Origin of the sequence: Streptosporangium sp. NPDC050284 (assembly GCF_044459525.1) — a bacterium.
In the GTDB taxonomy this organism is placed as follows: Bacteria; Actinomycetota; Actinomycetes; order Streptosporangiales; family Streptosporangiaceae; genus Streptosporangium.
In genome coordinates this window covers 164,460-185,938 of record NZ_JBITIZ010000005.1, presented here as the reverse complement: position 1 = coordinate 185,938, position 21,479 = coordinate 164,460, and the positions used below count along the sequence as shown (strand labels likewise).

Here is a 21,479-nt window from a genome sequence, read left to right as displayed (position 1 = left end):
CTACATTCGTAGTAAAGGAGAGGGTCATGGCACGTGCGACGGTCATCGGAGCGGGCATTGGCGGGCTGGCGGCGGCGGTGGCGTTGCAGCGGCGAGGCTGGGACGTGACGGTGTTCGAGCGGGCGGCGTCCCTGGAGCCGGTCGGCTCGGGACTGGCCGTCGCCGCCAACGCACTCAAGGCGCTCGACACGTTCGGGGCGGGTGACGAGGTCCGCGAGCTGTCGGTGGTCCAGGGCAGCAGCGGCATCCGGCGTTCCGACGGCAGGTGGCTGGTGAAGACGAGCGTGGAGGCCGCCTCCGCGCGCAACGGTGGCGACTCCGTGGTGCTGCTGCGCCGCGCGGACCTGATCGACATGCTCTTCTCCCGCCTCACCCCCGGTACGGTCCGGCTGAACGCCAGGGTCTCGGAGGTCGACGCGGAGAACGGCGTGGTGACCCTCCCCGACGGGGAGGTGGAGGCGGACCTGGTGGTGGCGGCCGACGGCATCCACTCCGTCATCAGGTCGGCACTGTTTCCCGGCCATCCGGCCCCCCGCTACGCGGGCGTCACCAGCTGGCAGGTGCTCGTCCCCGCCGAGGGCGTCCCTGGCCAGGCGTACGAGAGCTGGGGGCGCGGCAGGGTCTTCGGCGTGATGCCGCTGGCCGGGGGCGCGTCCTACTGCTACGCCACCGACGCCGTCCCCGCGGGCGGCGGTGGCGGAGACCGGCTGGCCGAGCTGCGACGGCTGTTCGGCGACTGGCACTCCCCGATCCCCGAGCTGCTCGCCGCGGCCTCACCGGAGAAGGTCCTGAGAAACGACATCCGCTACCTCGCCACCCCCCTGCCGGCCATGCACCGGGGCAGGGTCGCCCTGCTGGGCGACGCCGCGCACGCCATGACTCCCAACCTGGGTCAGGGCGCCTGCCAGGCGATCGAGGACGCGGTGGTGCTGGCCCACGTGGTCGGCGACGGCGAAAGGTTCACCGGCGGCACCGGAGCGAACGGCGCGAGCGCCGTACCGGTGGGTGAGAGCCGCGCGACGACGGGCGGGACCGCCAGGGCGACGGGCAGGGGCCGTGGAGCGTACGACGGAAACACAGGGAGCGGCAGAGCGGCCGGCGGAAACGGTGAGGGCGACCTCTTGGCCGGTTACACCGCCGCGCGGCTGGAGCGTACGTCCAAGATCGTGGCCCGGTCCGCCGCGATCTGCCGCGCGACCCGGATGCGCGGCCCGCTGGCCGTGCGGCTGCGCGACGCGATGGTGACGCTCAGCTGGCGGCTCGCCCCCTCAAGCGTGAACGGCCCGATGGACGAGGTGTTCGGCTGGACACCGCCCTCCGCGTGACCGTTCCTCCGGAGAAAATCACCGGAGAACCTCCGGGACCCGTACGAACGTGAGAGAACCGCCCGACGGAAGCCGTGCGAACGCGAAAAGCCATCTGGCGGAAACCCGTGCGAACACGAGAAAGCCGCCAGGTGGAATCCGTACGGACAATGTCCGCTAGACGACGCCCGCCTTCTCGCGCACCGCGGCGGGAACCCCCCGGTCAGGGGAGAGCCGCCCCAGGGTGATCGTCCCCCAGACGAGCAGCGCGGCGGCGAGAAGGGCGGGAATCACGTTCAGCCAGCCGCTGGGCACCGCCTCGTCGAGCAGGAGCGCCCCCGCGAGGATGGAGACGATCGGGTCGACGATCTGAACGGCGGCGTAGGACATACCGAAGTAGCCCACCTCGTAGGTCTTCTGCAGCAGCACGACCGCGCAGACGAGCAGCACGGGGATGGCGACCGTGAACCAGTTGAGCAGCGTGCGCAGGTCACCGTCGAAACCGCCGCCCACCACCCGCACGAAGGTGGAGACGCTCGCCGTCACGGCCCCCGCGGCGACCGACAGTACGAGCGCGTGAGCCTGGCCGGTCATCCTCCGCCCCACCAGATGGGTCACGAGCACGACCAGCCCGACGCAGCCGAGGAAGCCCAGCGCCTCCGGGTTCGTCATGTGCGGTTTCACGGGGTGCACCGGGACCAGCAACAGCAGGCCGAGCAGTCCGACGGCCACCGCGGCCGAACCGACGAGCTCCGCCCTGTGCGGGCGCCTGCCGTGCAGCATCGCCGCCAGCGGTACCGCGAACACCAGCGTCAGCACGCTGATCGGCTGCACCGTGATGAGCGGCGCGAAGCTGAGGGCGACGGCGTGCAGAGACGCCCCGGTGAAACCGACGATGCCGCCGATCCACCATCGGGGCCGCCTCATCAGTTTCAGCGAGGCGCCCTCGGAGACCGCCTCGAACTGCTGGAGCGCGGCCCCCAAGGCGTAGCCCAGCGCGCCGACCAGGGCGATGGATATCCCGACCCAGGTCATCGCCACCCCACATAACGGACAAGGCATCCAGAAAGAAGCGATTCACGGGTCATCCTGCAAGCTTAGAGCGCCCGGCGAACGGGTAGGGATATTCGCCGGTTTGCACGAGACCCTGTTCACTCCGACGAGCCAGGCCAGAAACCCGGACGGTCACCTGGCCCGGGATTTGGACGGTCACCAGGCTGGGATCCGGACGGTCACCGGGTCCTGGAGTCCGGGTGGCCGGCGATTCCCCTTCTGGAGTCCGCGTGCCGGCGATCCCCCCGGGAGGGATGCCAACGCGGTCGCTGTGAGCACACCGGCCCGGAGGTTCGAGCGGCCGGTGTCAGCACACCGGCCCGAAGGTTCGAGTGGCCGGCGGTCACTGACCGCTCGGCGGACAGACGCAGAACAGGTGGCCCTCGGGGTCGGCGAGCACGACCCACTTTCCCTCGCCCGGCTGGAAGTCGGGGCGGGTGGCTCCGAGTTCCAGGTAGTCCCTGACGGCCTCCTCCAGATCGGGGACGCGGACGTCCAGGTGGAACTGCTTGTCGGGGCCGGGCCAGGTGGACGGCTTGCGGTCGAGGTTCTGCTGGAAGTAGATGCTCATCGTGCCGTCGCCGATGCCGGCGTAGGTGTCCTCCGCATACTGAACCTCGTAACCGAGGACGGTCGCGTAGAACTCGGCGAGCCGCCTGGGCTCGGCGCAGTCAATGGTCACGGCGATGAATTGCGCTTTGGCAGTCATGGAGCGATCGTCTCGCCCATACCTGTCAGCTGCTGTCACGTTTGCCGGGACATCTCCATCCGTGGCGGTGACCGCCGTGGGGCACCTGATCCACAAGCGGTGACCGCTGCGAAGAGCGTCCGGCCCACAGGTGATGCCCGCCGTGACCGGCGCCCGGCCCATGAGCGGTCCCCGCCGCGAAGGACGCCTGTCCCACAGGTGGTGACCGTCGTGAAAGACAGCGGGCCCATAAGCAGTGGCCGCCGCATGGGTGGCTGGCTAGGGTTGCTCCGTGCTTCCGATCATTTCCCCGCCCCCCGCCCTCTAGCGGGCGGCCCTTCTCTCCTGATGACCGGACCCGAGCGGTCCGGTGGGTGCTTGCCGTCCGCATACGTGCGACCTGACGACGACCACCTCATCTGGAGAGATCTCCATGACGCATGTCTCCGTACGGCGGGGCCTGCTGTACGTGTCCATCGCGGCGACCGCCTGGGGCACCGGCGGCGCGGCCGGCGCACTGCTCCACCAGACGGGCGGGCTCGGCCCCGTCGCCGTCTCCTTCTGGCGGTTCGCCGCCGGAGCGGCCGTGCTCCTGTTGGCCAGGTTCCTGTTCGGCCTCGGAAGGCCCGGTACCACCGAAACGCCCACCACCATCCGGCGAAACCGTCCCACCGGATGGAACCCGGCCGCCGAAGAAACCCGACAGCCCCAACCACTCACCACCCCCCGGCCCGCCACATGGAACCCGGCCGCCGAAGAAACCCGACCCAACGGACCGTTCTCCGTCCTTCGGCGGGCCCGTCCCGCCCGGCGGGGCCCGATGCTCCGACGGATCCTGGTCACCGGCGTGGCGATGGCCGTCTACCAGACGGCCTACTTCGCGGCGATCGCCGAATCGGGCCTGGCCGTGGCGACCGTGGTGACGATAGGCGCCACCCCCGTCCTGGTGGCCTCGGGCGGGTTGTTGCTGCTGGGTGAGCGCCTGAGCGCCACCGGGTCGGGCGCGGTCGCGATCGCCCTGACCGGCCTGGCCATGCTCACGCTCGACGGCGGGTCGGCGACCTTCTCCGCGGCCGGTATCGGCTGGGCGCTGCTGTCGGCGGCCGGGTACGCGGGCGTGACCCTGCTCAACCGGGCCTCCCCCGACGAGCCGTACGCCACCGCGATGGGGGGCTTCGTCGTCGGCGGGCTCTGCCTGCTCCCCGTCGCGCTCGGCCAGGGGCTGCTGCCCTCGGGTGACCCGCTCGCCTCCTGGGCGGTCGTCGTCTACCTGGGTACGGTCCCGACGGCCCTCGCCTACGGGCTCTTCTTCACCGGTCTCGTCGCGGTACGCGCCACGACGGCCGCCGTGATCTCCCTCGTGGAGCCGGTGGGCGCGGCGATCCTGGGGATTCTGCTGCTCGGCGAGCGGCTCACCCCGGCGGCGGTGTGCGGGAGCGTCCTGCTGCTCGGCGCGGTCGCCCTGCTCGCCCTGAAGGAGAGAGGTGATCGTGCCGGTGTAGCCGCGTGAGGAGCCGCGAGGGTCTCGTACCAGCAATCCGTACGGGACCCTCGCGGCACCCCTGACCGCCCCGGGTCACCCGGAAGGCCGCCTTTTGTTGGGGTGTATTGGCTAAAATCGCGTCCGACTTATCATGCTAAAGCGCAACAAGTCGCCGGTGCCCCGAAAGTTTGGTGGACGCACCGCGATCCTGAACGGCCGATCTTTGCACCACAATGTGCGAAGAGACGGAACGCGAGCCCGGAACCGGGCGTTGGAGGGAACGTGGCCTCGATTACCCAGCTCTTCCGGCGTTTCCTGGAACGCCCCGGCACCATCGACCTCTCGAAGTTCGAGCGGGTCGTCGCCGAGGCCGGGACCCGCGAGGAGCGGATCCGCGCGCTCGACGAGCTGCCCGCGCCTTCGGTCGACGACCTCCCCGAGTTCTGCGCGATCGTGCGGGAGGCCGCGCGCCGCACGCTCGACCTGCGCCCCTACGACGTGCAGCTGGTCGGCATGCTGGCGATGCTGTCGGGAAACGTCGCGGAGATGGCGACCGGCGAGGGCAAGACCCTGTCCGGCGCGATGGCCGCCGCCGGATACGCCCTGCAGGGCAAGCGCGTCCACGTCATCTCGGTCAACGACTACCTGGCCCAGCGTGACGCCGAGTGGATGGGCCCGCTGTACGAGGCGCTCGGCGTCTCCAGCGGCTGGATCGGGCAGAGCTCCACGCCCGCCGAGCGCCGGGCGGCCTACGCGGCGGATGTGACGTACGGCTCGGTGAGCGAGATCGGCTTCGACGTGCTGCGCGACCGGCTGAGCACCTCCGTGGACGACCTGATCGTGCCCCCGCCGGCCGTGGCGGTGATCGACGAGGCCGACTCCGTGCTCGTCGACGAGGCCCGGGTGCCGCTGGTGCTCGCCGGGGCCGCCGACCCCGGCGACGCGGTTCCGGAGATGGCCGTGCTGGTCAGGCAGCTGGTCAAGGGATACCACTACGAGCTCGACGACCAGGCGCGCAACGTCCACCTCACGAGCAAGGGCATCGACACCGTCGAGCAGGCGCTCGACCTCGACCTCTACGACACCCCGGCCACGCTGACCGAGGTGAACCTCGCCCTGCACGCGCACGCCCTGCTGACCAAGGACGTCGACTACATCGTCCGCGACGGCAAGGTGCATCTGATCAACCCCTCGCGGGGCCGGGTCGCGCTGCTGCAGCGCTGGCCCGACGGGCTGCAGGCGGCGGTGGAGGCCAAAGAGGCGCTCTCGCCGTCGGAGACCGGTGAGATCCTCGACTCGATCACCGTCCAGGCGCTGATCACCCGCTACCCGGAGAAGTGCGGCATGACCGGCACCGCGGTCGCGGTCGGCGACCAGCTGCGGGAGTTCTACGACCTCAAGGTGGCCGTGATCCCCTCCAACCGGCCGTGCGTGCGGACCGACGAGCCCGACCGGCTCTTCGAGTACCGGATGGAGAAGGACCTCGCGCTGGTCGAGGAGATCGTCGAGGTGCACGCCACCGGACGGCCGATCCTGATCGGCACCATGGACGTGGCCGAGTCCGAGCGCCTCGCGCTCACCCTGAGCGGGCGCGGGCTGGAGTGCGTGGTCCTCAACGCCAAGAACGACGCCGAGGAGGCGGCCATCATCTCCCGCGCCGGGGAGCGCGGCGCGCTCACCGTCTCCACCCAGATGGCCGGGCGCGGCACCGACATCCGCCTTGGCGAGGGCGTCGACGAGCTCGGCGGCCTGTACGTCATCGGCTCGGGCCGCCACACCAGCAGCCGACTGGACGACCAGCTCCGCGGGCGCGCGGGCCGCCAGGGCGACCCCGGCGGCTCGGTCTTCTACGTCAGCGGCGAGGACGAGCTGATCGCCCACTACGTCGCCGACGAGTACGCCAAGGGCGTGCCCGAGCACTCCCTGGTGGGCCACGCCCAGCGGGTCGCCGAGGGCGTCAACATGGAGATCCACCGCAACACCTGGCGCTACACCCGCCTGCTTGAGCGCCAGCGCGGCCAGCTGCTGGAGCGCCGCGACCGGGTCCTGCGCGAGCGGGTGGCCGGTGAGGCCCTCGCCGCCGCGGCGCCCGAGCGGTGGGCGGAGCTTCGGGAGAGCGTCGAGGAGGACGTGCTGCACGAGGCGGCCCGCCAGATCGTGCTCTTCCACCTCGACCGCGGCTGGGCCGACCACCTGGCCTATCTGGGAGAGCTGCGAGAGGGCATCCACCTGCGGGTCCTCGGGCGGCTCAACCCGATCGACGAGTTCCACAAGGACGCCATCCCCGCCTACCAGCGCCTGCTGGCCGAGGTCGAGTCACGCTCGGTCGAGACCTTCGAGGCCGCGACGGTGACCGCGGACGGCCTCGACCTCGAGGGCGCGGGCCTCAAGCGTCCCACCGCCACCTGGACCTACCTCGTCCAGGACAACCCCTTCGGCACCGAGTGGGACCGCATCCTCAACCGCCTCACCACCAAGGTCCGCCACCGCTGAGGCCTCTTCGGGGGCGGCCTTCACACCGGTGAGGGCCGCCCTTCAGGCGTCGAGCACCGTGGGCGGAACACCGGCCACCTCGTACAGGTATGTCACGACGATCTCGGCCTCCGGAGGGACATCGAGGATGAAGTGCTTGGCCGCTTCCACTTCTTCGTACAGTTCCACGAGGGTGTCACCGGAAACCCCTCCCTCGATGGGGGCGTCCACCGGGAGTGCGATCCAGTAATCGGTCTTACGCACGGCCTTCGTCGTGAGCCGCAGGGGTGCACCGATCACTCCAACCATCCCTTTCCGAACACGTCTTCCAAGTCATGCGCAAAAGCCGTGAGCAGGTCGAGGTCCATATGCCGCAGGGGCACCCGGGACCGGGCGACCACCAGCCAAAGTCACCTCTCAGCGGGATCGGTAGGCGTCCGATCGGTGCTGGATGGTGATCACTTGGACCACGATCGTGCCGTCGTCGATCAGATAGAGCACCCGGTAGTCGCCCCTGCGCGCCGACCACTGCGGGGCGAGGGGCTCGTCGAGAGGTTTGCCGACCCTGCGTGGGTTGTCCAGAAGCGGGCCGGTGATGAACTCCCAGACCGCTGGGACGATCTTCGCCGGTAGCCGCTCGGCGAGATCCTGCCTCGCGCGGCGGGTGAGGCTGAGTTCGTACCGCCCGCTCACAGACGACCGGTCCGGCGGAGTTCGGCCTCCACCTCCTCGGGGGAGGAGACGCGTCCCGCCTCCAGGTCGGCGAGCCCTTCGCGGATGGCCTCCACCGTCTCCGTCGAGGCGAGAATCTCGATCATCTCGCGCATCGTCTCGTAGTCGTCGGCGGCGAGCAGCACGGCGGCGGGCAGACCGTTACGGGTGATCTCGAATCGCTCATGGGTTCTGACTGCGGACTCGACGATGCCGGAGAGCCGGTTTCTCGCGTCCGCGAGCGGAAGAACAGTCATGTACATAATTCTAGCCATTCCGGGGTCGCGATGGTCGGCGATCCGGTTCCTCCAACGGTCCGGTTCCCCCGCGAGACTCGGTTCCTCCAGGAAAAATTAGCCTCGGCTTCAGGTCCTGGACATCATGATGTGCGTTACGCGCGCGGTAATGGTTTCACCGCACTCTCCCGGTTATCGTGACGTGCATGACCACCACCAGCGCGTCCCGGCCGGTAGGTGAGCTCCTGCGCCAGTGGCGGGAGCGCCGGCGTATGAGTCAGCTGGACCTCTCGATCCAGGCGGACATCTCCACCCGGCATCTGAGCTTCGTGGAGACCGGAAGGTCCAAACCGAGCAGGGACATGATCCTGCGCCTCGCGGAGGAGCTGGAACTCCCCCTTCGCGAGCGCAACCACCTGCTGCTCTCCGGTGGCTTCGCGCCGCTCTACTCGGAGACGCCGCTCAACTCACCGCACATGGCGTCCGTACGGGAGGCACTGGGGCAGGTGCTGAGCGGGCACGAACCGTACCCGGCGGTCGTCGTCGACCAGCACTGGAACCTCATCGACCGCAACGCCGCGACCGGGCTGCTGCTGCGCGGGGTCGCGCCGGAGCTCCTCGTCCCCCCGGTCAACGTGATGCGGCTGAGCCTGCATCCCAAGGGCATGGCTCAGCGGATCATCAACCTGGGCGAGTGGCGTGCCCACCTCCTGCACCGGCTCCGCCGCCAGATGAGCCTCACCGCCGACCCCGACCTCGCGGCGCTCTGGAAGGAGCTCGACGACTATCCCTGCGACCAACCGGAGCCGGAGATAGACCGCCCCGGCCCCGGTGACATCGTGATCCCCCTGCGGCTGCGCCGCGGCTACCGGGAGCTCGCCTTCTTCAGCACCATGGCCACGTTCGGCACTCCGCTCGACATCACCGTCGCCGAACTCGCCATCGAGGCTTACTTCCCCGCCAACCCCGAGACCGCCGCCTACCTGCAGCACCAGCACCACCCCGACTGACCGGGGGCGGGGGGGGGGGGGGGGGCCCCCCCCCCCCCCCCCCCCCGCCCGGGGGGGCCCGGGGGGGGGGGCCGGGGGGCGGGGGGGGGGGGACGCGGGCACCACGCCGGGGTGGCGTGCGCCCCACGCCACACCCCCGCCGGCCGATGTCATCCGGTCTCGGCCGGTCCGGGTCCTGGAAGGTCTTCGACGTGTCCTCAGCCGGGGATTCCGGCTGAGGACACGTCGGACTCGCCGACTTCGGCCTTCCCCGCACGCGACGCCGCGATCCTGCCCAGGACGACGTCGATCACGAGGAACGCGAGCAGCGAGATGCCGAGCAGCGGGAGGAACACGCCCACCGCGATCGCCACGGCCGCCAGGGGCAGGGCGACGGCGAGGGGCAGCCGCCGCAGGCCGCCGCGTCCGTAGGGGGTGCCGAAACCGCGGGTCGGGCGGCGCAGCCACCACATGCGGTAGCCCCATACGATGACCGAGATCAGCGAGATCGCGAGCACGGCGAGGACGATCTGGTTGACCAGGCCGAACAGCACCCCCATGTGCACGTCGATGCCCCAGCGGGTCAGCTTGGCCCCGATGGGGAAGTCGGCGAAGCGCAGCTCGGCGCTCACCTGGCCGGTGGCGGCGTCGACCGCCACCTGGTCGTTGCGCTGCGGCCAGAGGCGGTCCGCCTCCTTGACGACGTACGGCTTGCCGGACTCGGCCGGCCAGACGACCTCCAGGGGTCCCGACAGGCCCTTGCCCGCCGCCGCCTGAACGACCTGGTCGGCGTCGGCGGCCGGCGCGGCGGCCGCCTCCTGCCCCGCGGCGTGTCCACCGTGGTCGCCGTGACCACCGGAGACGGGCAGCGACGGGGTGGACCAGCCGATCGAGGTCTGCAGCACGTCGATATTGGCTCCCGCGTACTTCGACCAGGTCAGACCGGTCGCCGAGAGGGCGAGCAGGCCGACCAGCGCCCACGTGCCGACCGAGCCGTGCCAGGAGAGGGTCTTGCGCAGGCCGCGGGCGCCGCGCTCGGGAGCGACGACGCGGCGCAGCCGCTGTCCGGCGCGGCGACGGCGGGTGAGCCACAGCACAAGGCCGCCGAGCCCGACCAGCCACAGCCAGCTGGCGGCCATCTCGCTGTATACGCGTCCCGGCTCGCCCAGGTGCAGGTGACGGTGGAGCTGGGAGATCCAGGTTCGCACGGGTAGCGCGCCCGAGCTGCCGTAGCTCTCCAGCGCCCCGCGGACCTCGCCGTTGTACGGGTCGACGAAGACCGCGAGACGGGTGCTCTCCGGAAGGCCGGGCACGTCGAGCAGCACCTGGGTCGTCGCGTCCGGCTCGTCGTGGGTCCGTACGAGCGCGAGGGTTCCCTCGGGATGCGCCGCGGTGGCGGCGGTGACCTGCTGGGTGAGGGGCAGCCGCTGCTGCCCGGCCGGTACGGAGGTCGTCAGCTCCTTGGAGTGGACGATGTTCTCCAACTGGAAGGAGGCGGCGTACAGCAGGCCGGTCGTCGCCGCCACCAGCAGGAAGGGGGCGACGAGGATTCCGGCGTAGAAGTGCAGGCGGAGCAGGAGCGAGCGCAGCGTCGCCCAGGTGGAGGGCACCCCGGGGGCGGGGGCCGGGGACGGACCGGCCGGTTCGGCCGGGTCGGCCGCGGGCGGGATGTCGACATCGGATGTCATGGGGAGGCTCTCCGTTCGCAGGGAACGCGCGCACCGTCAGGTACGCGTCACCGCGGTGTGAGGTTCAGTTCGGCGTAGCGCGGGGCAGGCGGAATTCCGGCTCTCACCAGCGGGAGGGCATGGTGGGAGCCGGGCTCGCGGGCCCGTATGGCATGGGGGAGACAGGAACCTGCGGGTGCCGTCAGGCGCCGACGGGGCGGCGCTCGGGCTCACCGGCCGGGAAGGGCGCGACGGCGCGACGATCCACGGTCGGGGAAGGTGCGGCGCTCGGAGGCGCGGGCCCGGCAGGGCACGACGGCGTCCGGGCGCGACGGCCCGATGTCAGACGGCGTGCGAGGGAGCGGGCGGCCCGCGGCGCGAGACGGCGGCGGCAAGCAGCCGGGCGACCGGTGAGACCCGGTCGTCGGGCACGGCGGAGAGGGTGACGCGGCGGGCGACGGGCGCGTGCCACCGCAGCAGGGTGAGCAGCGAGGCGAAGAGCAGGAAGAGAAGCGTGGTCAGACCGCGCTCCCCCCGCTCCAGCCAGTGGGCCGACAGCAACGCCATCACGGCGTGCACCAGCACCATGAACAGGCCGGTGGACAGGCCACCGGCGCCGTGCTCATGCCCGGTCGACGGTGGCAGCGCGCCGGAGGTGAACCACAGGTGCATGCCGTACTGGGCGGCGAAGCTCGCCCCCAGCAACATGCCGAAACCACGCCGCCGCCGGGCGAGCACGAACGCGCCCACCGCGGTCGGCAGCACCGCCCAGACCAGCACACCCGGCCCCACCGGGCTGCCTCCGGCCAGCACGTGCATGACCAGCGACGCCGTCACGCACACGACCGCGAACACCGCGGCGCGAACAAGACGGAAGGCGTGCATGGGGCAATGGTGGCAGAGAATGGCGGATTCGCCACCCCCTTGTTCCATGATTAAAAGTGTGGATTAATACCTCCCGGACTGCGTGTCGCGATTGGGCGATCTGCGCTATTCAGGCGTCGAGCGGGTGCGGCCACCTCGGGCGCGCGGTCGGCCACCTCTACCTTCAGCTGCGCCGTCGAGCTCAGCAGGGTGCCCTCGGGCGCTCCCGCCACGCTCTCGTCCACCACGACGACGCGCTCACCCAGGTACAGGTAGGTGACGGGGTCGAAGATGTACTCGTGCCGCACCCCGCCGAGCCTGTTGACCATTGCCACCGCGACCCCCCTGCGTCCGGCGGCGTCCTCGGCCTCGTCGACGGTCTCGACGCCGGGGATCGTCCCCGCCGCCCGAAACAGCGCGGCTCGCTGGGCGGACGGCAGGTACGCCTGAGTGATCATCGAGCCGACGCTCCCCCACGCCCTGTAGTCGGCGAGGAGATCGCTTCCTAGTCCCCGGTAGAGGTGTTCGCGCATCCCCTCGGGATCGGTGGGCAACCGGCTCAGCGAGACGTAGTCGGTGCGCTGGTGGTCGGGACGGATGTCGTAACCGGTGAGCTTCGACGGCGCCCCGACGCCTCCCTTCCGCCGTTCGGCCTCGGCAGGCAGCGGCTCCCCGGGGAACGGTCTCGGCTCCAGGTGCTCGCTCGTCATGACCCCGCCGTCCAGGGGGGAACCCTCGACGGGCAGCCACACCTTGAACCGGCTGCGGTCGAGGTAGCGGACGTCCTTCCCGCCCTCCTTGAGCTTGACCGGGAACATGACCTGCAACTCGTAGGCGAGGAACTGCCCCGGCCTCGGGTGCAGCTCGTCCCGCAGGCTCGTCGCGTCGGCGGCCCGCTGGAGAACCGCCGACATCGCCACGGGCGACATCTGGACGGTCTTCTCCCGCTGGAGGAGCGACCCCGCCTGGAGGAACGAGCCGGCGCCGACGAACCCGAGTCCCACCACCACCGCGGCCCCGGCCCCCACCGCGAGACTCGTCCTGAGACTCAGTCCGAGGTTCCTGGTGAGGCTCGCCGGGCGGCGTACCCGGCGGGCGGGCGGTGCGGGCGGTGTCGTCCGTGTCGTCGGCGCCGTCGGCGCCGCGCCGAGGGCCGCGATCTCCGACAGCAGCCGCGACTCCTCGGCGCGCAACTCCGCCGGACCCGGCCGGGGCACCTCGGAGCGCAACCGGTTCACCTGGGTCATCTCATCCATGGACGGTCTCCTCGCTGACGGACGTGGGGTCGATCCCGCCGAGTTCCTCGCGCACCTTGCCTCTCGCCCGGTTGACCCGGGACCGGATCGTGCCCACCGGGACGCCCATCGCCCGGGCGGCCTCCGGGTAGGTGAGGCCGCCCCAGGTCACCAGCAACAGCGCGTCCCTGTGGCCCGCGGGCAGCCGCGCCAGGGCGGCCGCCAGCCTGCGCCGCACGGCGTCGGCGCTCAGCCGCTCGTCGCTGCGCTCGGTGAACGGAACGGTCACCGGATCGACGCCGGTCCGTTCGAGAACGCGCAGCCGCCGCACCTCGACACGCTTGTGCCGTCTGATCAGGTTGGTCGCGATGCCGTACAGCCACGGGCGCGCACCGGGCTGCGAGAGGTCGTAGCCCTCCCTCCCCCGGAACGCCGCCAGGAAGGTGTCCGCCACGACGTCCTCGGCCGCGTCGGCTCCCAGCCGCCGGATGACGTAGCGCTTGATGTCGGGCGCGTGCCGGTGGAAGACCGCGGCGAACACCTCCGGCTCCCGCAGGGACCGCCCGATGAGAGAGGCGTCGTCGACCTCCACCTCGTCGGCGGGAAAGGTGCCGCCCGCCCCCGTCCGGGTCCGGCTCGTTTCGCTCATATCCGGCCTCTCGGCTCTCGGTCAGGACACCCGTTGTTGCTCTCCCGCGTGCCTGCGGTTCCCGAAAGCGACCCGGCGATCCCGCCGAAAGTGAGGGCGACCGGTCCCCCGCCCTCGAAGCGCGAGGAGGGCGGACGCGCGTACCCGTCACACCGGAGTGAACTCCAGGTAGGAGACAGCGGGCATCCCCGCATCACGCCAGGGTGAACTCCAGGTAGGAGACGGCGGGCATCGGCAGGGTGAACTCCAGCCGCAGGGTCCCGTCCTCCGCGCGGACGGTACGGGCGGGCTCCAGTTCGTCCAGGCCGTTCGCGGCGTGGAGCCGTTCCCACTGCCCGCCCGCCGGCCAGTCGGCACCCCCGCCGATCTCCGCCCATACCGCCCGGATGTTGGAGTGCCGCTCGTCGATCCGGTGGTGGCCGACCGTGTACTCCCCCTCGGTCAGGCCCTCGACCGTGAGGGTGACCTCGCGTGACAGGATCGCCGCGCCGCCGGCCCTGTCCTGGTCGAGGGTGCCGTTCCACACCAGCACCCCGACGGCGCCGGTGGCCGAGCGCGCCGCCCACACCTCGACTCCCGCGACGTCACCGGTGGCCGAGCAGGCGAGCTCGTCCTCGCCGAGGCGGTCGGCGAGGGTGAGCGCGAGGTAGCGGGGCTTGCGCAGGTTGCCGACCGTGAGCAGGCCGAACCCGCCGTGGAAGAGCGCCGGTGGGCGGCCCAGCTCCTCGAAGTGGTCCGAGGCCACCCAGTGGGAGAGCGCGTCCACCCGCCCGGCCGCCGACCTCATCCCGTGCAGCAGGAACGTCGCCCCGAACGGCCCGTCGCCGATGCCGTGGAAGTGCGTGGGGGTGGGGCCCCACTCCGTCCACCAGATCGGCGTGCCCTCGCGGCCGTGCCGTTCCAGGACGGGCCGCCAGTCGAGCGGGGCGTTGCCGTAGGTGTGGGTGGAGACGAAGTCGAGCGCCGCGCCCGAGGCGTCCACGTGGTCGATCAGCTCCTGGACCCAGCCGTTCGCCGCCGAGGACGGACCGCCGACGCGGATGTCGGGGTGGACGTCCTTGACCGCCGCCGCCGACACGTCGTACAGCCGGAAGAACTCCTGCGGCGTGCCGCTCCAGAAGACCTCCAGGTTCGCCTCGTTCCACACCTCGAAGGCCCAGTTGTCGACCACCTCGCGCAGGCCGTACCGTTCGACGAGGTGGCGGGTGAGGTCGCGGACCAGGTCGCCCCACCGGTCGTAGTCCCTGGGCGGCGAGATGATCGCCTCGTAGCCGAAGACCGTCTTCGACGGGTCGGAGGCGAGGTCTCGCGGCATGAACGACAGCTCCACGATCGGCCGCATGCCGAACGCGGTGATCGTGTCGTAGACCTCGTCCACCCGGGTGAAGTCGTGCACGGGCCTGCCGTCCACCTCCCGGTAGACGCCGAGGTCGTCGCAGAGGATCGCGTGGGCGCGCACGGTCTCGACGCCGAGTTCCTCCCGCGTCGTCCACAGTGCCTCGGTCAGCTCGGGGCCGATCGGGCGGCCGCCCACGGTGTCGGCGGAGAGCATGTACGACAGGTGCTCGGAGCCGATCATGTACTTCCACGGCCTGGGCAGGGGCCGCGTGCTCGTCGAGGCGTCGACCCGCAGGACCGTCGCGCCCGGCTCGGCGAGCGGCGCGGCGAACACCGCCTCGGTGAAGGGGCCGGTCCGTTCCATCGTGGTGACGGCGGCGACTCTGTACCAGGCGGGCTCCCCGCGCGTGTCGACGTAGCGCGGATCCGGCACGGCCGGTACGTCGACGTCGCGCTGCTTGGTCGAGGTGTACGGCCCCGCCTCGGCGGGCGCGCGGTGGACGAGGTAGCCGATGGCCCCGGCCACCGGTTCCCAGGCCAGCGTGACCTGCCCGCCTCCGCTGTCGGCGCGCAGTCCCCGGGGGGCGGTGACCTCGACCCGTCCGGCCGCGGTCACCTCCCCCGACGCCCGGTAGATGCGGGCCTGCCAGTCTCGGCGTGCGGCGTCGGCCGTGCTCATGGATACGTCTCCCCGATGGTCGGTGTGGGTGGGGTGGGTGTGCGCGGTGGCGTACGGCTCACGCGCGAGAAGCAACGCACGTGAGCGGCACGATTCACCTGGGAGGCACGACGGTCACTTGGGAGGTACGACGGCCCATTCCTCCTGCCGCAGGACGGGCGCGAGCTTCGCCGTGACGTCGCGGGTCGCGAAGTGGCGGCGCAGGCTGTCGTCGGCGAGCGCGTTGCCGAGCGCGATCATGATCATTCCCTGGTCGAGGGCAAGGTACTGCTTGGCCACCTTGCCGCTGCGCACGGCGACCGCATCGTAGAAGCCGCCCGGCCCGTAGGCGTCGAAGTTCGTCTTGAGCCTGGCGAGGTTGTCGAGGGCCGCGCCGGGCGTGTGGCGCAGCGCGAGGAACGACGCGTGCGGGGTGACCACGCCGTCGCCGTAGGACTCCGGCTCCGGCTGCCCCTCGCGGCATCCCTCGAACCCGTAGTCGACGGAGGTGCGCTCCTGGTCGGAGGTGTAGCCGGGGGTGTCCATGCCGATCGCGTCCACGCCGTACTCGCGGTAGCCCCCGGCGGGGTCGTTGGACGGGGAGAAGCCCCAGTAGCCGTACTTCGCCTCGTTCATGCCGTGCTCGATCTGGGCGGCGATGTAGACGGGCTGGTTGCGGCCCCAGCTCTTGGCGCCCCAGACGTCCTCCGGTACGAGCTGGGTCACCATCAGCTCCTCGAACATGCTGCCGCCCCAGGTGGGCACCAGGCGCATGCCCCGGTAGCCGTACGTGCCCTCGAAGACGTTGACGCCCATGTAGGTGCGCCAGGTGCCGACCGGCTTCTGCTCGGCCCACGACCAGTCGCAGGTGTCGGGGAAGGTTCGCCACATGCCGTAGTAGTGCTGGGGCGGGAGCTGGCCGAGGGCGATGCCGACGTAGCTCGCGATCCTCGCCTCGGTGAGCGCGCCGTAGTGGTGGCAGGTGGAGTGGACCGTGGTCCCCGAGTCGTTGTAGTCGCTCTCGACCGAGCAGCCGGTGGGCTTCTCCGGCCAGAACCCGCCGCGCAGCAGCCCGGTGCCCGCGTCCGGCCGGGCCTGCGGGTCGTAGTAGGACTCGAAGTCCATGCCACTCAGCAGCGCCCCCGCCTGCTTGGAGGCCTCGGGAACGGCACTGCGGATCATCATGAGGGCGGCCGCGAGCCAGCCGTTGTCGACACTGGACAGGAACGGCTGCACGACGGAGCCGTCCTCCGGCCAGGTGCGCACGACCTGCAGTGTGCGCGGGTCGTACCAGTTGTAGAACTGTCCGGTCGGGGCGTGGCGCTCCAGTTTCGCCGTCGAGGCGAGCGCTGTGGCGACGCGGCGCCGGGCCTCGTCCCTGGAGATGAGGCGGACCTCGCGGGCGGCCACCGTACTCCACAGGTAGGTGGCGATGTTGGTCGGCGAGGTCACCTTGGCGCGGGTGCCGGGGGCGAGCGAGCCGTCGATCTTGTCGGAGGGCAGCCCGGTCGCCGGGTCGGCCATCGCGACCATGGACTTCCAGGTGTCGGCGGCGTAGCGGCGCAGCACCTCCCGCTGCCGCCCCGCCGCCGAAGCCGTCGAAGGTGTCGACGTTGTCAAGGGGAGATCAGGGGATACCAGGGGAGACGCGGAGGGGGCGGGGGAAGGGGCGGCCGAGGCGGGAGAGGGGGCTGCCGCGATCAGGGCGAGACAGGCCGCCAGGGCGGCCGCGTGACGACGACGCACGGGGGGCTCCTTACGTGGATTACTTGAGTCCGGTGGAGGCGATGCCCTGGGTGAAGAAGCGCTGCAGGAAGACGAAGAGGACGAGGACCGGCAGCACGACGACCACCGCCCCGGCGATGAGCAGCCCGTACTGGGTCCCCTGGTAGCCGTTGAAGATCGCCAGTGCGACGGGCAGCGTGTATTTGTCCTCGCTCTGGGCCACCACCGCGGGCCAGAGGAAGTTGTTCCACGAGCCGAGGAAGGTGATCAGGCCGAGCGTGGCGAGGGCGGGCCTGCAGAGCGGCATCACGATCCTGAAGAAGATCCGAAACTCCTTGGCGCCGTCGACCCGCGCGGCGTGGATCAGCTCGTCGGGGATGTCCGCGATGAACTGGCGCATCAGGAAGATGCCCAGCGGGGTGACGAGGCCGGGCAGGATGATCCCGAGGAAGGTGTTCACCAGGCCGAGCTTCGCGATGAGCACGAACTGCGGGATCATCACCACGATGGCGGGCAGCGCCATCTGCGTCAGGACCAGCGCGAACAGCACGTTCTTGCCGCGGAAGGCCATCTTGGCGAAGGCGTATCCGACCATCGAGCAGAACAGCAGGTTGCCCGCGACGGTGGCGAGGGCCACCACCGCGCTGTTGAAGAACACCTGCGTGATGTTCATCTTCTCCAGCAGCTCGCCGTAGTTGCCGAGCGTCCACTGCGTCGGCAGGAACTCCGGCGGATCCCGCCTGATCTCGCTCTCCGGCTTGAACGAGGTGAGCAGCGTCCAGACGAACGGGAGCACGACGAGCACGAGCCCGGCGCTGAGCAGCGCGTACGTGGAGAAGCGGCGTTTCACCAGGGCCCCGCGCCCCGGCCTCTCGGAAGCCTGGCCTCTCGCGGGGGCCTTACGACCCGAAGCGGTTGTCATCTGGACCTCCCGACCCGGAACTGCAGGACCGCCAGCGCCACGATCACGGTGAACAGCACGCTCGCCGCCGCGGCGGCGTAGCCGTAGTTGCCCGAGCCGAACTGGTTGTAGATCGCGAGCGAGGCCGAGGTGGTCGCCCCCGCCGGGCCTCCCCTCGTCATCACCAGCGGCTCCTCCATGAACTGGGCGAACCCGATCGAGCTGTAGACGGTGCAGAACAGCAGCGCCGGACGAAGCATCGGCAGCGTGATGGAGCGGAAACGCTCCCAGCGCCCGGCCCCGTCGACCTCCGCCGCCTCGTACAGCTCCCTGGGAATGCCCTGCAGTGCGGCCAGCAGGACGACCATGTCGAAGCCGAAGCTCCGCCAGGCGGTCATGACGATGATCACGGGAAGCGCCAGGTTCTCGTCGGCGAGCCAGCGGGGGCCGTCCACGCCCACCGCCGCGAGCACCTGGTTGACCAGTCCCGCGTCGGGTTCGAGCAGGAACCTCCAGGCCACCGCGACGCCGATGATGCTGGTGACGTAGGGCAGGTAGTAGCCGAGCCTGAAGAACGCGGCCGGTAGCCGGGCGATCCCCGAGTTCAGCGCCACGGCCGCGCCCAGACCCAGGGCGATGGTGAGCGGGAGCGCGGTCACCACGAAGATCAGCGTGTTCAGCGCCGCCTGGCGCATGAGCTCGTCGTCGAAGAGCCGCAGGTAGTTGTCGAGCCCGACGAGGTTCACCGCCAGGGGGTCGCGCACGTCGGTACTGCGCATGTCGGTGAAGCTCATGCCGAGTTCGACGAGGAGCGGCCCCGCCCAGAACACCGCGAACATCACGACGAAGGGCGTCACGAAGATCCAGGCCAGACCGGTGCGGCGGAATCCGCCCCGGGGTCTCCACTGCCTGGCGGGGGCCGGTGCGGTGGACTCGCGCGAGTCCACCCGCTCGCTGACCACCATGGTCAGACCCCGGTCCCGATGGTCTCGGCCTGCTCCTGGACACGCTTGGCCGTCTCCTCGGCGGTCTGCTTGCCCAGGGCCATCTTCTCGACCTCGGTCTCCATCACCTTGGCCACCTGCTCCCAGGTCGGGACGGCCGGTACGGCCTTCGCGTCCTTGAGCTGCTCGCCGAAGACGGTGACCCGCTCGTCGGCGGTGAGCGCGGGGTCCTGCCAGGCGGCCTCGACGCTGGGCAGCGCGTTGACCTTGGTGTACCAGGTGGCCTGGACCTCGGGGTCGACGAGCCAGCTCAGGAACTTCCAGGCCGCGTCGCGGTTCTTCGCGTCCTTGAAGACCACCATGTCGCTGCCGCCGACCAGGCTGGGACCTCCCGCGCTGCCCTTCGGGTAGGGCGCGACGGCGAACTTGTCCCCGAAGCCGTCGCCCCCCTCCTTCTCCAGGCCCGCGATCATCCACGGCCCCGAGTAGAAGGCGCCGACCTTCCCCTTGACGAACGTCTGCGGGAAGGCGCCGGTCGGCTGGTCGGTGCTGGAGAGCCCGCTCTCGAAGAACGAGCCGTACTGCTTGAGCGCCTTGACCATCTCGGGCGTGTCCAGCGTCCACTTCCCGTCGGAGACGATCTCGCCGCCCGCCTGCCACACCAGCGGCAGCACCTCCTGCCAGGAGCCCTGCCGGAAGTTCTGCTCCACGCCGAGCGAGGCGCCGCCCTTCTCCTTGAGCGCCTTCACGAAGGCGGTGGTCTCCTCCCAGGTGACGGGCGGCTTCACCGACGCCCTCGAAGCGAGGTCCTTGCGGTAGTACAGCGCGCGGGTCTCGACGTACCAGGGCACGCCGTACGCGGTCCCCTCCACCTCGACCGTGCCCCACGCGCCGGGGAAGAACGCCGACTTGTCGATCAGGTCGGCCGGGGTGGGGTCGAGGGCGCCGGTCTTCGCCATCTCACCCATCCAGGTGCTGCCCAGCATGGTGATGTCGGGGGTGGCGTTCCCCGCGATGGCCGCGGTGATCTTGTCGTGGGCGACGTCCCAGCCGAGCGGGGTCACCTTGATCGTGATGCCGGGGTTCGCCGTCTCGAAGTCCTTGGCGAAGGCGCCCAGCGCCTCCCCCTCCGCCCCGATCGCCCAGACCGTGACCTCCCCGGTGGCCTTGCCGGTGTCGACCTCCCTCGCCTGTTCCGCGGCCCCCTCGCCGCTCCGGCCGCACCCGGCGAGTACCAGTCCCAGCGCGAGGATCCCGACGGCGTACTTCTTCACTTTTCCTCCAGGGGGTGAGGACCGCAGCTGGATCGGACGATCAGCTGGGTGGGGAGAATCTCGGACTTCGGGACGGTACGGGTGCCCCTGATGAGCTCGTCCAGCGCGCGGGCGGCACTGGCGCCGAGCAGGCGCATGGGCTGGCGCACCGTGGTGAGGGCGGGCCTGGCGTGGCGGGCGGCCATGATGTCGTCCCAGCCGGTGACCGCCACGTCGCCCGGCACGTCGAGGCCGAGTTCCTCGGCCGCCAGGATGACGCCGAGGGCCACCTGGTCGTCGGCGCAGATCACCGCCTGCGGCCGGCCCGCTCCACCGGCTCTTCCCGCTCCTCCTGCTTTCCCTGCCCTCCCCGCTTTTCCCGCTTTTCCCGCGAGCAGGGTCCGCCCCGCCTCGTACCCGCCCTCCACGGTGAACTCGCAGGGCAACGGCTCGGGGGGCCGGATCCCGTGGTCGGACAGGACCCGTCTCACCCCGGTCCAGCGCTGGGTGACGTCGCCCCCGTCGTCGTCCCCGGCCATCGCGAAGGTGGAGTAACCGTGGCCGAGCAGGTGGGCGGTGAGCGCCTCGGCCGAGGCGGTGTTCTCGCTGCAGACCGCGTCGGCCCGCTCGACGGGATCGCGTGCGAGCAGGACCAGCGGCGTCCTGCTCCTGACGATCTCGTCCACCACGGCGTCCTCGACGGTCCTGCCGAAGATCACCATGCCGTCCACCCTGCCGACCAGGTCCCTGACCAGGTCCTGTACGGCGGCCCGCCCGCGCGTGGACAGGATGAGCACGGAACGGCCGAGCTCGGAGGCCACCTCCTCGTAGCCGAGGAGGACCTCGGCGAAGTAGGGGCCCGACAGGTCGGGGAAGACGATCCCGTTGGCCGCGTGGCGGCCCTGGGCGAGGGAGACACCGAGGCGGCTCGGGGTGAAGCTGAGCTCCTCGACCGCCCTCAGCACCTTCTCGCGCGTCCCGGCCGAGACGGGTCCGGTGTTGCGCAGAGCCCGGGAGACGGTGGCGATGGAGACGCCCGCCCGCTGCGCGACCTCATAGATGGTCGCACCCTGACCTTCGTCGCTGTTTGCCACCTGTCGTCCGATCTCCCTGCCGAGTGGAAGCGCTTACACTCAATGACGACTGAAGGTGGAAGCGCTTACAGTGGATGCTCGGAGTCAACCACCGAACGTAATCACCGGTAAAGGTCTGTTACATCACCGTTACCAAACAAGCACGGTGCCACATCGACCGTCGTGAGCACCGTGACACCGTCGTCGAACCGGCCGACGACCCCGCGACCTGTCCC

Annotated in this window: 19 protein-coding genes; 4 read left to right on the top strand and 15 right to left on the bottom strand. The window is 70.7% G+C overall.

Annotated elements, in window-relative coordinates; genetic code table 11:
* Positions 1-26: 26 nt before the first annotated feature.
* Complete coding sequence (locus tag ACIBH4_RS14125; RefSeq protein ID WP_362512549.1) at positions 27-1,325, top strand: FAD-dependent oxidoreductase; 1,299 nt, start codon at positions 27-29, stop codon at positions 1,323-1,325.
* A gap of 156 nt (positions 1,326-1,481) precedes the next feature.
* Here the strand turns inward: ACIBH4_RS14125 and ACIBH4_RS14120 are convergent, their stop codons facing one another.
* Complete coding sequence (locus ACIBH4_RS14120) at positions 1,482-2,339, bottom strand: DMT family transporter (RefSeq protein ID WP_362512553.1); 858 nt, start codon at positions 2,337-2,339, stop codon at positions 1,482-1,484.
* A 361-nt stretch (positions 2,340-2,700) separates the two neighbouring features.
* Entirely contained in the window at positions 2,701-3,066 is a 366-nt protein-coding gene (locus tag ACIBH4_RS14115) for a VOC family protein (RefSeq protein WP_362512556.1), read from the bottom strand.
* Positions 3,067-3,478: 412 nt separating this feature from the next.
* On the opposite strand from ACIBH4_RS14115, the gene ACIBH4_RS14110 reads away from it, so the two are divergent.
* Together ACIBH4_RS14110 and secA2 are read left to right on the top strand one after the other, a co-directional pair.
* Positions 3,479-4,555, top strand: coding sequence for an EamA family transporter (locus ACIBH4_RS14110; protein WP_362763716.1), 1,077 nt, complete (start codon positions 3,479-3,481; stop codon positions 4,553-4,555).
* A 255-nt stretch (positions 4,556-4,810) separates the two neighbouring features.
* Entirely contained in the window at positions 4,811-7,021 is a 2,211-nt protein-coding gene (gene secA2 / locus ACIBH4_RS14105; protein ID WP_399172112.1) for an accessory Sec system translocase SecA2, read from the top strand.
* A gap of 42 nt (positions 7,022-7,063) precedes the next feature.
* Here the strand turns inward: secA2 and ACIBH4_RS14100 are convergent, their stop codons facing one another.
* From ACIBH4_RS14100 to ACIBH4_RS14090, 3 genes are all read right to left on the bottom strand, one after another.
* The gene (locus ACIBH4_RS14100; protein ID WP_362512562.1) at positions 7,064-7,300 is read right to left on the bottom strand and encodes a hypothetical protein; all 237 of its coding nucleotides are present in this window, start codon (positions 7,298-7,300) and stop codon (positions 7,064-7,066) included.
* Between the two features lie 117 nt (positions 7,301-7,417).
* Positions 7,418-7,693, bottom strand: a complete 276-nt coding sequence (locus ACIBH4_RS14095; protein WP_362512564.1) for a type II toxin-antitoxin system RelE/ParE family toxin — start codon at positions 7,691-7,693, stop codon at positions 7,418-7,420.
* A complete protein-coding gene (locus tag ACIBH4_RS14090) occupies positions 7,690-7,968 on the bottom strand; it encodes a type II toxin-antitoxin system Phd/YefM family antitoxin (protein WP_362512567.1) in 279 nt (92 codons plus the stop codon). The genes ACIBH4_RS14095 and ACIBH4_RS14090 overlap by 4 nt, the downstream gene beginning before the upstream one ends.
* A 185-nt stretch (positions 7,969-8,153) precedes the next feature.
* Between ACIBH4_RS14090 and ACIBH4_RS14085 the strand changes: the two genes are divergently transcribed.
* Positions 8,154-8,957, top strand: a complete 804-nt coding sequence (locus ACIBH4_RS14085; protein WP_362512570.1) for a helix-turn-helix transcriptional regulator — start codon at positions 8,154-8,156, stop codon at positions 8,955-8,957.
* Between the two features lie 197 nt (positions 8,958-9,154).
* Here the strand turns inward: ACIBH4_RS14085 and ACIBH4_RS14080 are convergent, their stop codons facing one another.
* The 10 genes from ACIBH4_RS14080 to ACIBH4_RS14035 all read right to left on the bottom strand — a co-directional run bounded on the left by ACIBH4_RS14080 (position 9,155) and on the right by ACIBH4_RS14035 (position 21,264).
* Positions 9,155-10,624 (bottom strand): PepSY domain-containing protein, encoded by a 1,470-nt coding sequence (locus ACIBH4_RS14080; RefSeq protein ID WP_362763713.1) that lies wholly within the window; start codon positions 10,622-10,624, stop codon positions 9,155-9,157.
* A gap of 321 nt (positions 10,625-10,945) precedes the next feature.
* Positions 10,946-11,488, bottom strand: coding sequence for a hypothetical protein (locus ACIBH4_RS14075; RefSeq protein ID WP_362512577.1), 543 nt, complete (start codon positions 11,486-11,488; stop codon positions 10,946-10,948).
* A 50-nt stretch (positions 11,489-11,538) separates the two neighbouring features.
* The gene (locus ACIBH4_RS14070) at positions 11,539-12,723 is read right to left on the bottom strand and encodes a CU044_5270 family protein (protein WP_362512580.1); all 1,185 of its coding nucleotides are present in this window, start codon (positions 12,721-12,723) and stop codon (positions 11,539-11,541) included.
* Positions 12,716-13,351 (bottom strand): RNA polymerase sigma factor, encoded by a 636-nt coding sequence (locus ACIBH4_RS14065; protein WP_362512584.1) that lies wholly within the window; start codon positions 13,349-13,351, stop codon positions 12,716-12,718. The genes ACIBH4_RS14070 and ACIBH4_RS14065 overlap by 8 nt, the downstream gene beginning before the upstream one ends.
* Positions 13,352-13,544: 193 nt before the next feature.
* Positions 13,545-15,368, bottom strand: a complete 1,824-nt coding sequence (locus ACIBH4_RS14060; RefSeq protein ID WP_362763711.1) for a hypothetical protein — start codon at positions 15,366-15,368, stop codon at positions 13,545-13,547.
* A gap of 114 nt (positions 15,369-15,482) precedes the next feature.
* The gene (locus ACIBH4_RS14055; protein WP_362763708.1) at positions 15,483-17,093 is read right to left on the bottom strand and encodes a glucoamylase family protein; all 1,611 of its coding nucleotides are present in this window, start codon (positions 17,091-17,093) and stop codon (positions 15,483-15,485) included.
* 19 nt (positions 17,094-17,112) lie between these two features.
* Positions 17,113-17,994: a carbohydrate ABC transporter permease gene (locus ACIBH4_RS14050; RefSeq protein ID WP_362512593.1), complete on the bottom strand. Its 882-nt coding sequence runs from the start codon at positions 17,992-17,994 to the stop codon at positions 17,113-17,115.
* Entirely contained in the window at positions 17,991-18,938 is a 948-nt protein-coding gene (locus tag ACIBH4_RS14045; protein WP_362512596.1) for a sugar ABC transporter permease, read from the bottom strand. The genes ACIBH4_RS14050 and ACIBH4_RS14045 overlap by 4 nt, the downstream gene beginning before the upstream one ends.
* A gap of 2 nt (positions 18,939-18,940) precedes the next feature.
* Complete coding sequence (locus ACIBH4_RS14040) at positions 18,941-20,191, bottom strand: sugar ABC transporter substrate-binding protein (protein ID WP_362763705.1); 1,251 nt, start codon at positions 20,189-20,191, stop codon at positions 18,941-18,943.
* Positions 20,188-21,264 carry a LacI family DNA-binding transcriptional regulator gene (locus ACIBH4_RS14035; protein WP_362763703.1) on the bottom strand — a complete coding sequence of 359 codons (1,077 nt, stop codon included), beginning with the start codon at positions 21,262-21,264 and terminating at the stop codon, positions 20,188-20,190. Before ACIBH4_RS14035 ends, ACIBH4_RS14040 begins: the two co-directional genes overlap by 4 nt.
* Between the last annotated feature and the right edge of the window lie 215 nt (positions 21,265-21,479).

Excerpts from the sequence above, each read along its gene's own strand:
- ACIBH4_RS14125 (WP_362512549.1), top strand. The coding sequence starts at position 27 with ATGGCACGTGCGACGGTCATCGGAGCGGGCATTGGCGGGCTGGCGGCG.
- ACIBH4_RS14120 (WP_362512553.1), bottom strand. The coding sequence starts at position 2,339 with ATGACCTGGGTCGGGATATCCATCGCCCTGGTCGGCGCGCTGGGCTAC.
- ACIBH4_RS14115 (WP_362512556.1), bottom strand. The coding sequence starts at position 3,066 with ATGACTGCCAAAGCGCAATTCATCGCCGTGACCATTGACTGCGCCGAG.
- ACIBH4_RS14110 (WP_362763716.1), top strand. The coding sequence starts at position 3,479 with ATGACGCATGTCTCCGTACGGCGGGGCCTGCTGTACGTGTCCATCGCG.
- ACIBH4_RS14090 (WP_362512567.1), bottom strand. The coding sequence starts at position 7,968 with ATGACTGTTCTTCCGCTCGCGGACGCGAGAAACCGGCTCTCCGGCATC.
- ACIBH4_RS14085 (WP_362512570.1), top strand. The coding sequence starts at position 8,154 with ATGACCACCACCAGCGCGTCCCGGCCGGTAGGTGAGCTCCTGCGCCAG.
- ACIBH4_RS14080 (WP_362763713.1), bottom strand. The coding sequence starts at position 10,624 with ATGACATCCGATGTCGACATCCCGCCCGCGGCCGACCCGGCCGAACCG.
- ACIBH4_RS14075 (WP_362512577.1), bottom strand. The coding sequence starts at position 11,488 with ATGCACGCCTTCCGTCTTGTTCGCGCCGCGGTGTTCGCGGTCGTGTGC.
- ACIBH4_RS14070 (WP_362512580.1), bottom strand. The coding sequence starts at position 12,723 with ATGGATGAGATGACCCAGGTGAACCGGTTGCGCTCCGAGGTGCCCCGG.
- ACIBH4_RS14065 (WP_362512584.1), bottom strand. The coding sequence starts at position 13,351 with ATGAGCGAAACGAGCCGGACCCGGACGGGGGCGGGCGGCACCTTTCCC.
- ACIBH4_RS14060 (WP_362763711.1), bottom strand. The coding sequence starts at position 15,368 with ATGAGCACGGCCGACGCCGCACGCCGAGACTGGCAGGCCCGCATCTAC.
- ACIBH4_RS14050 (WP_362512593.1), bottom strand. The coding sequence starts at position 17,994 with ATGACAACCGCTTCGGGTCGTAAGGCCCCCGCGAGAGGCCAGGCTTCC.
- ACIBH4_RS14045 (WP_362512596.1), bottom strand. The coding sequence starts at position 18,938 with ATGGTGGTCAGCGAGCGGGTGGACTCGCGCGAGTCCACCGCACCGGCC.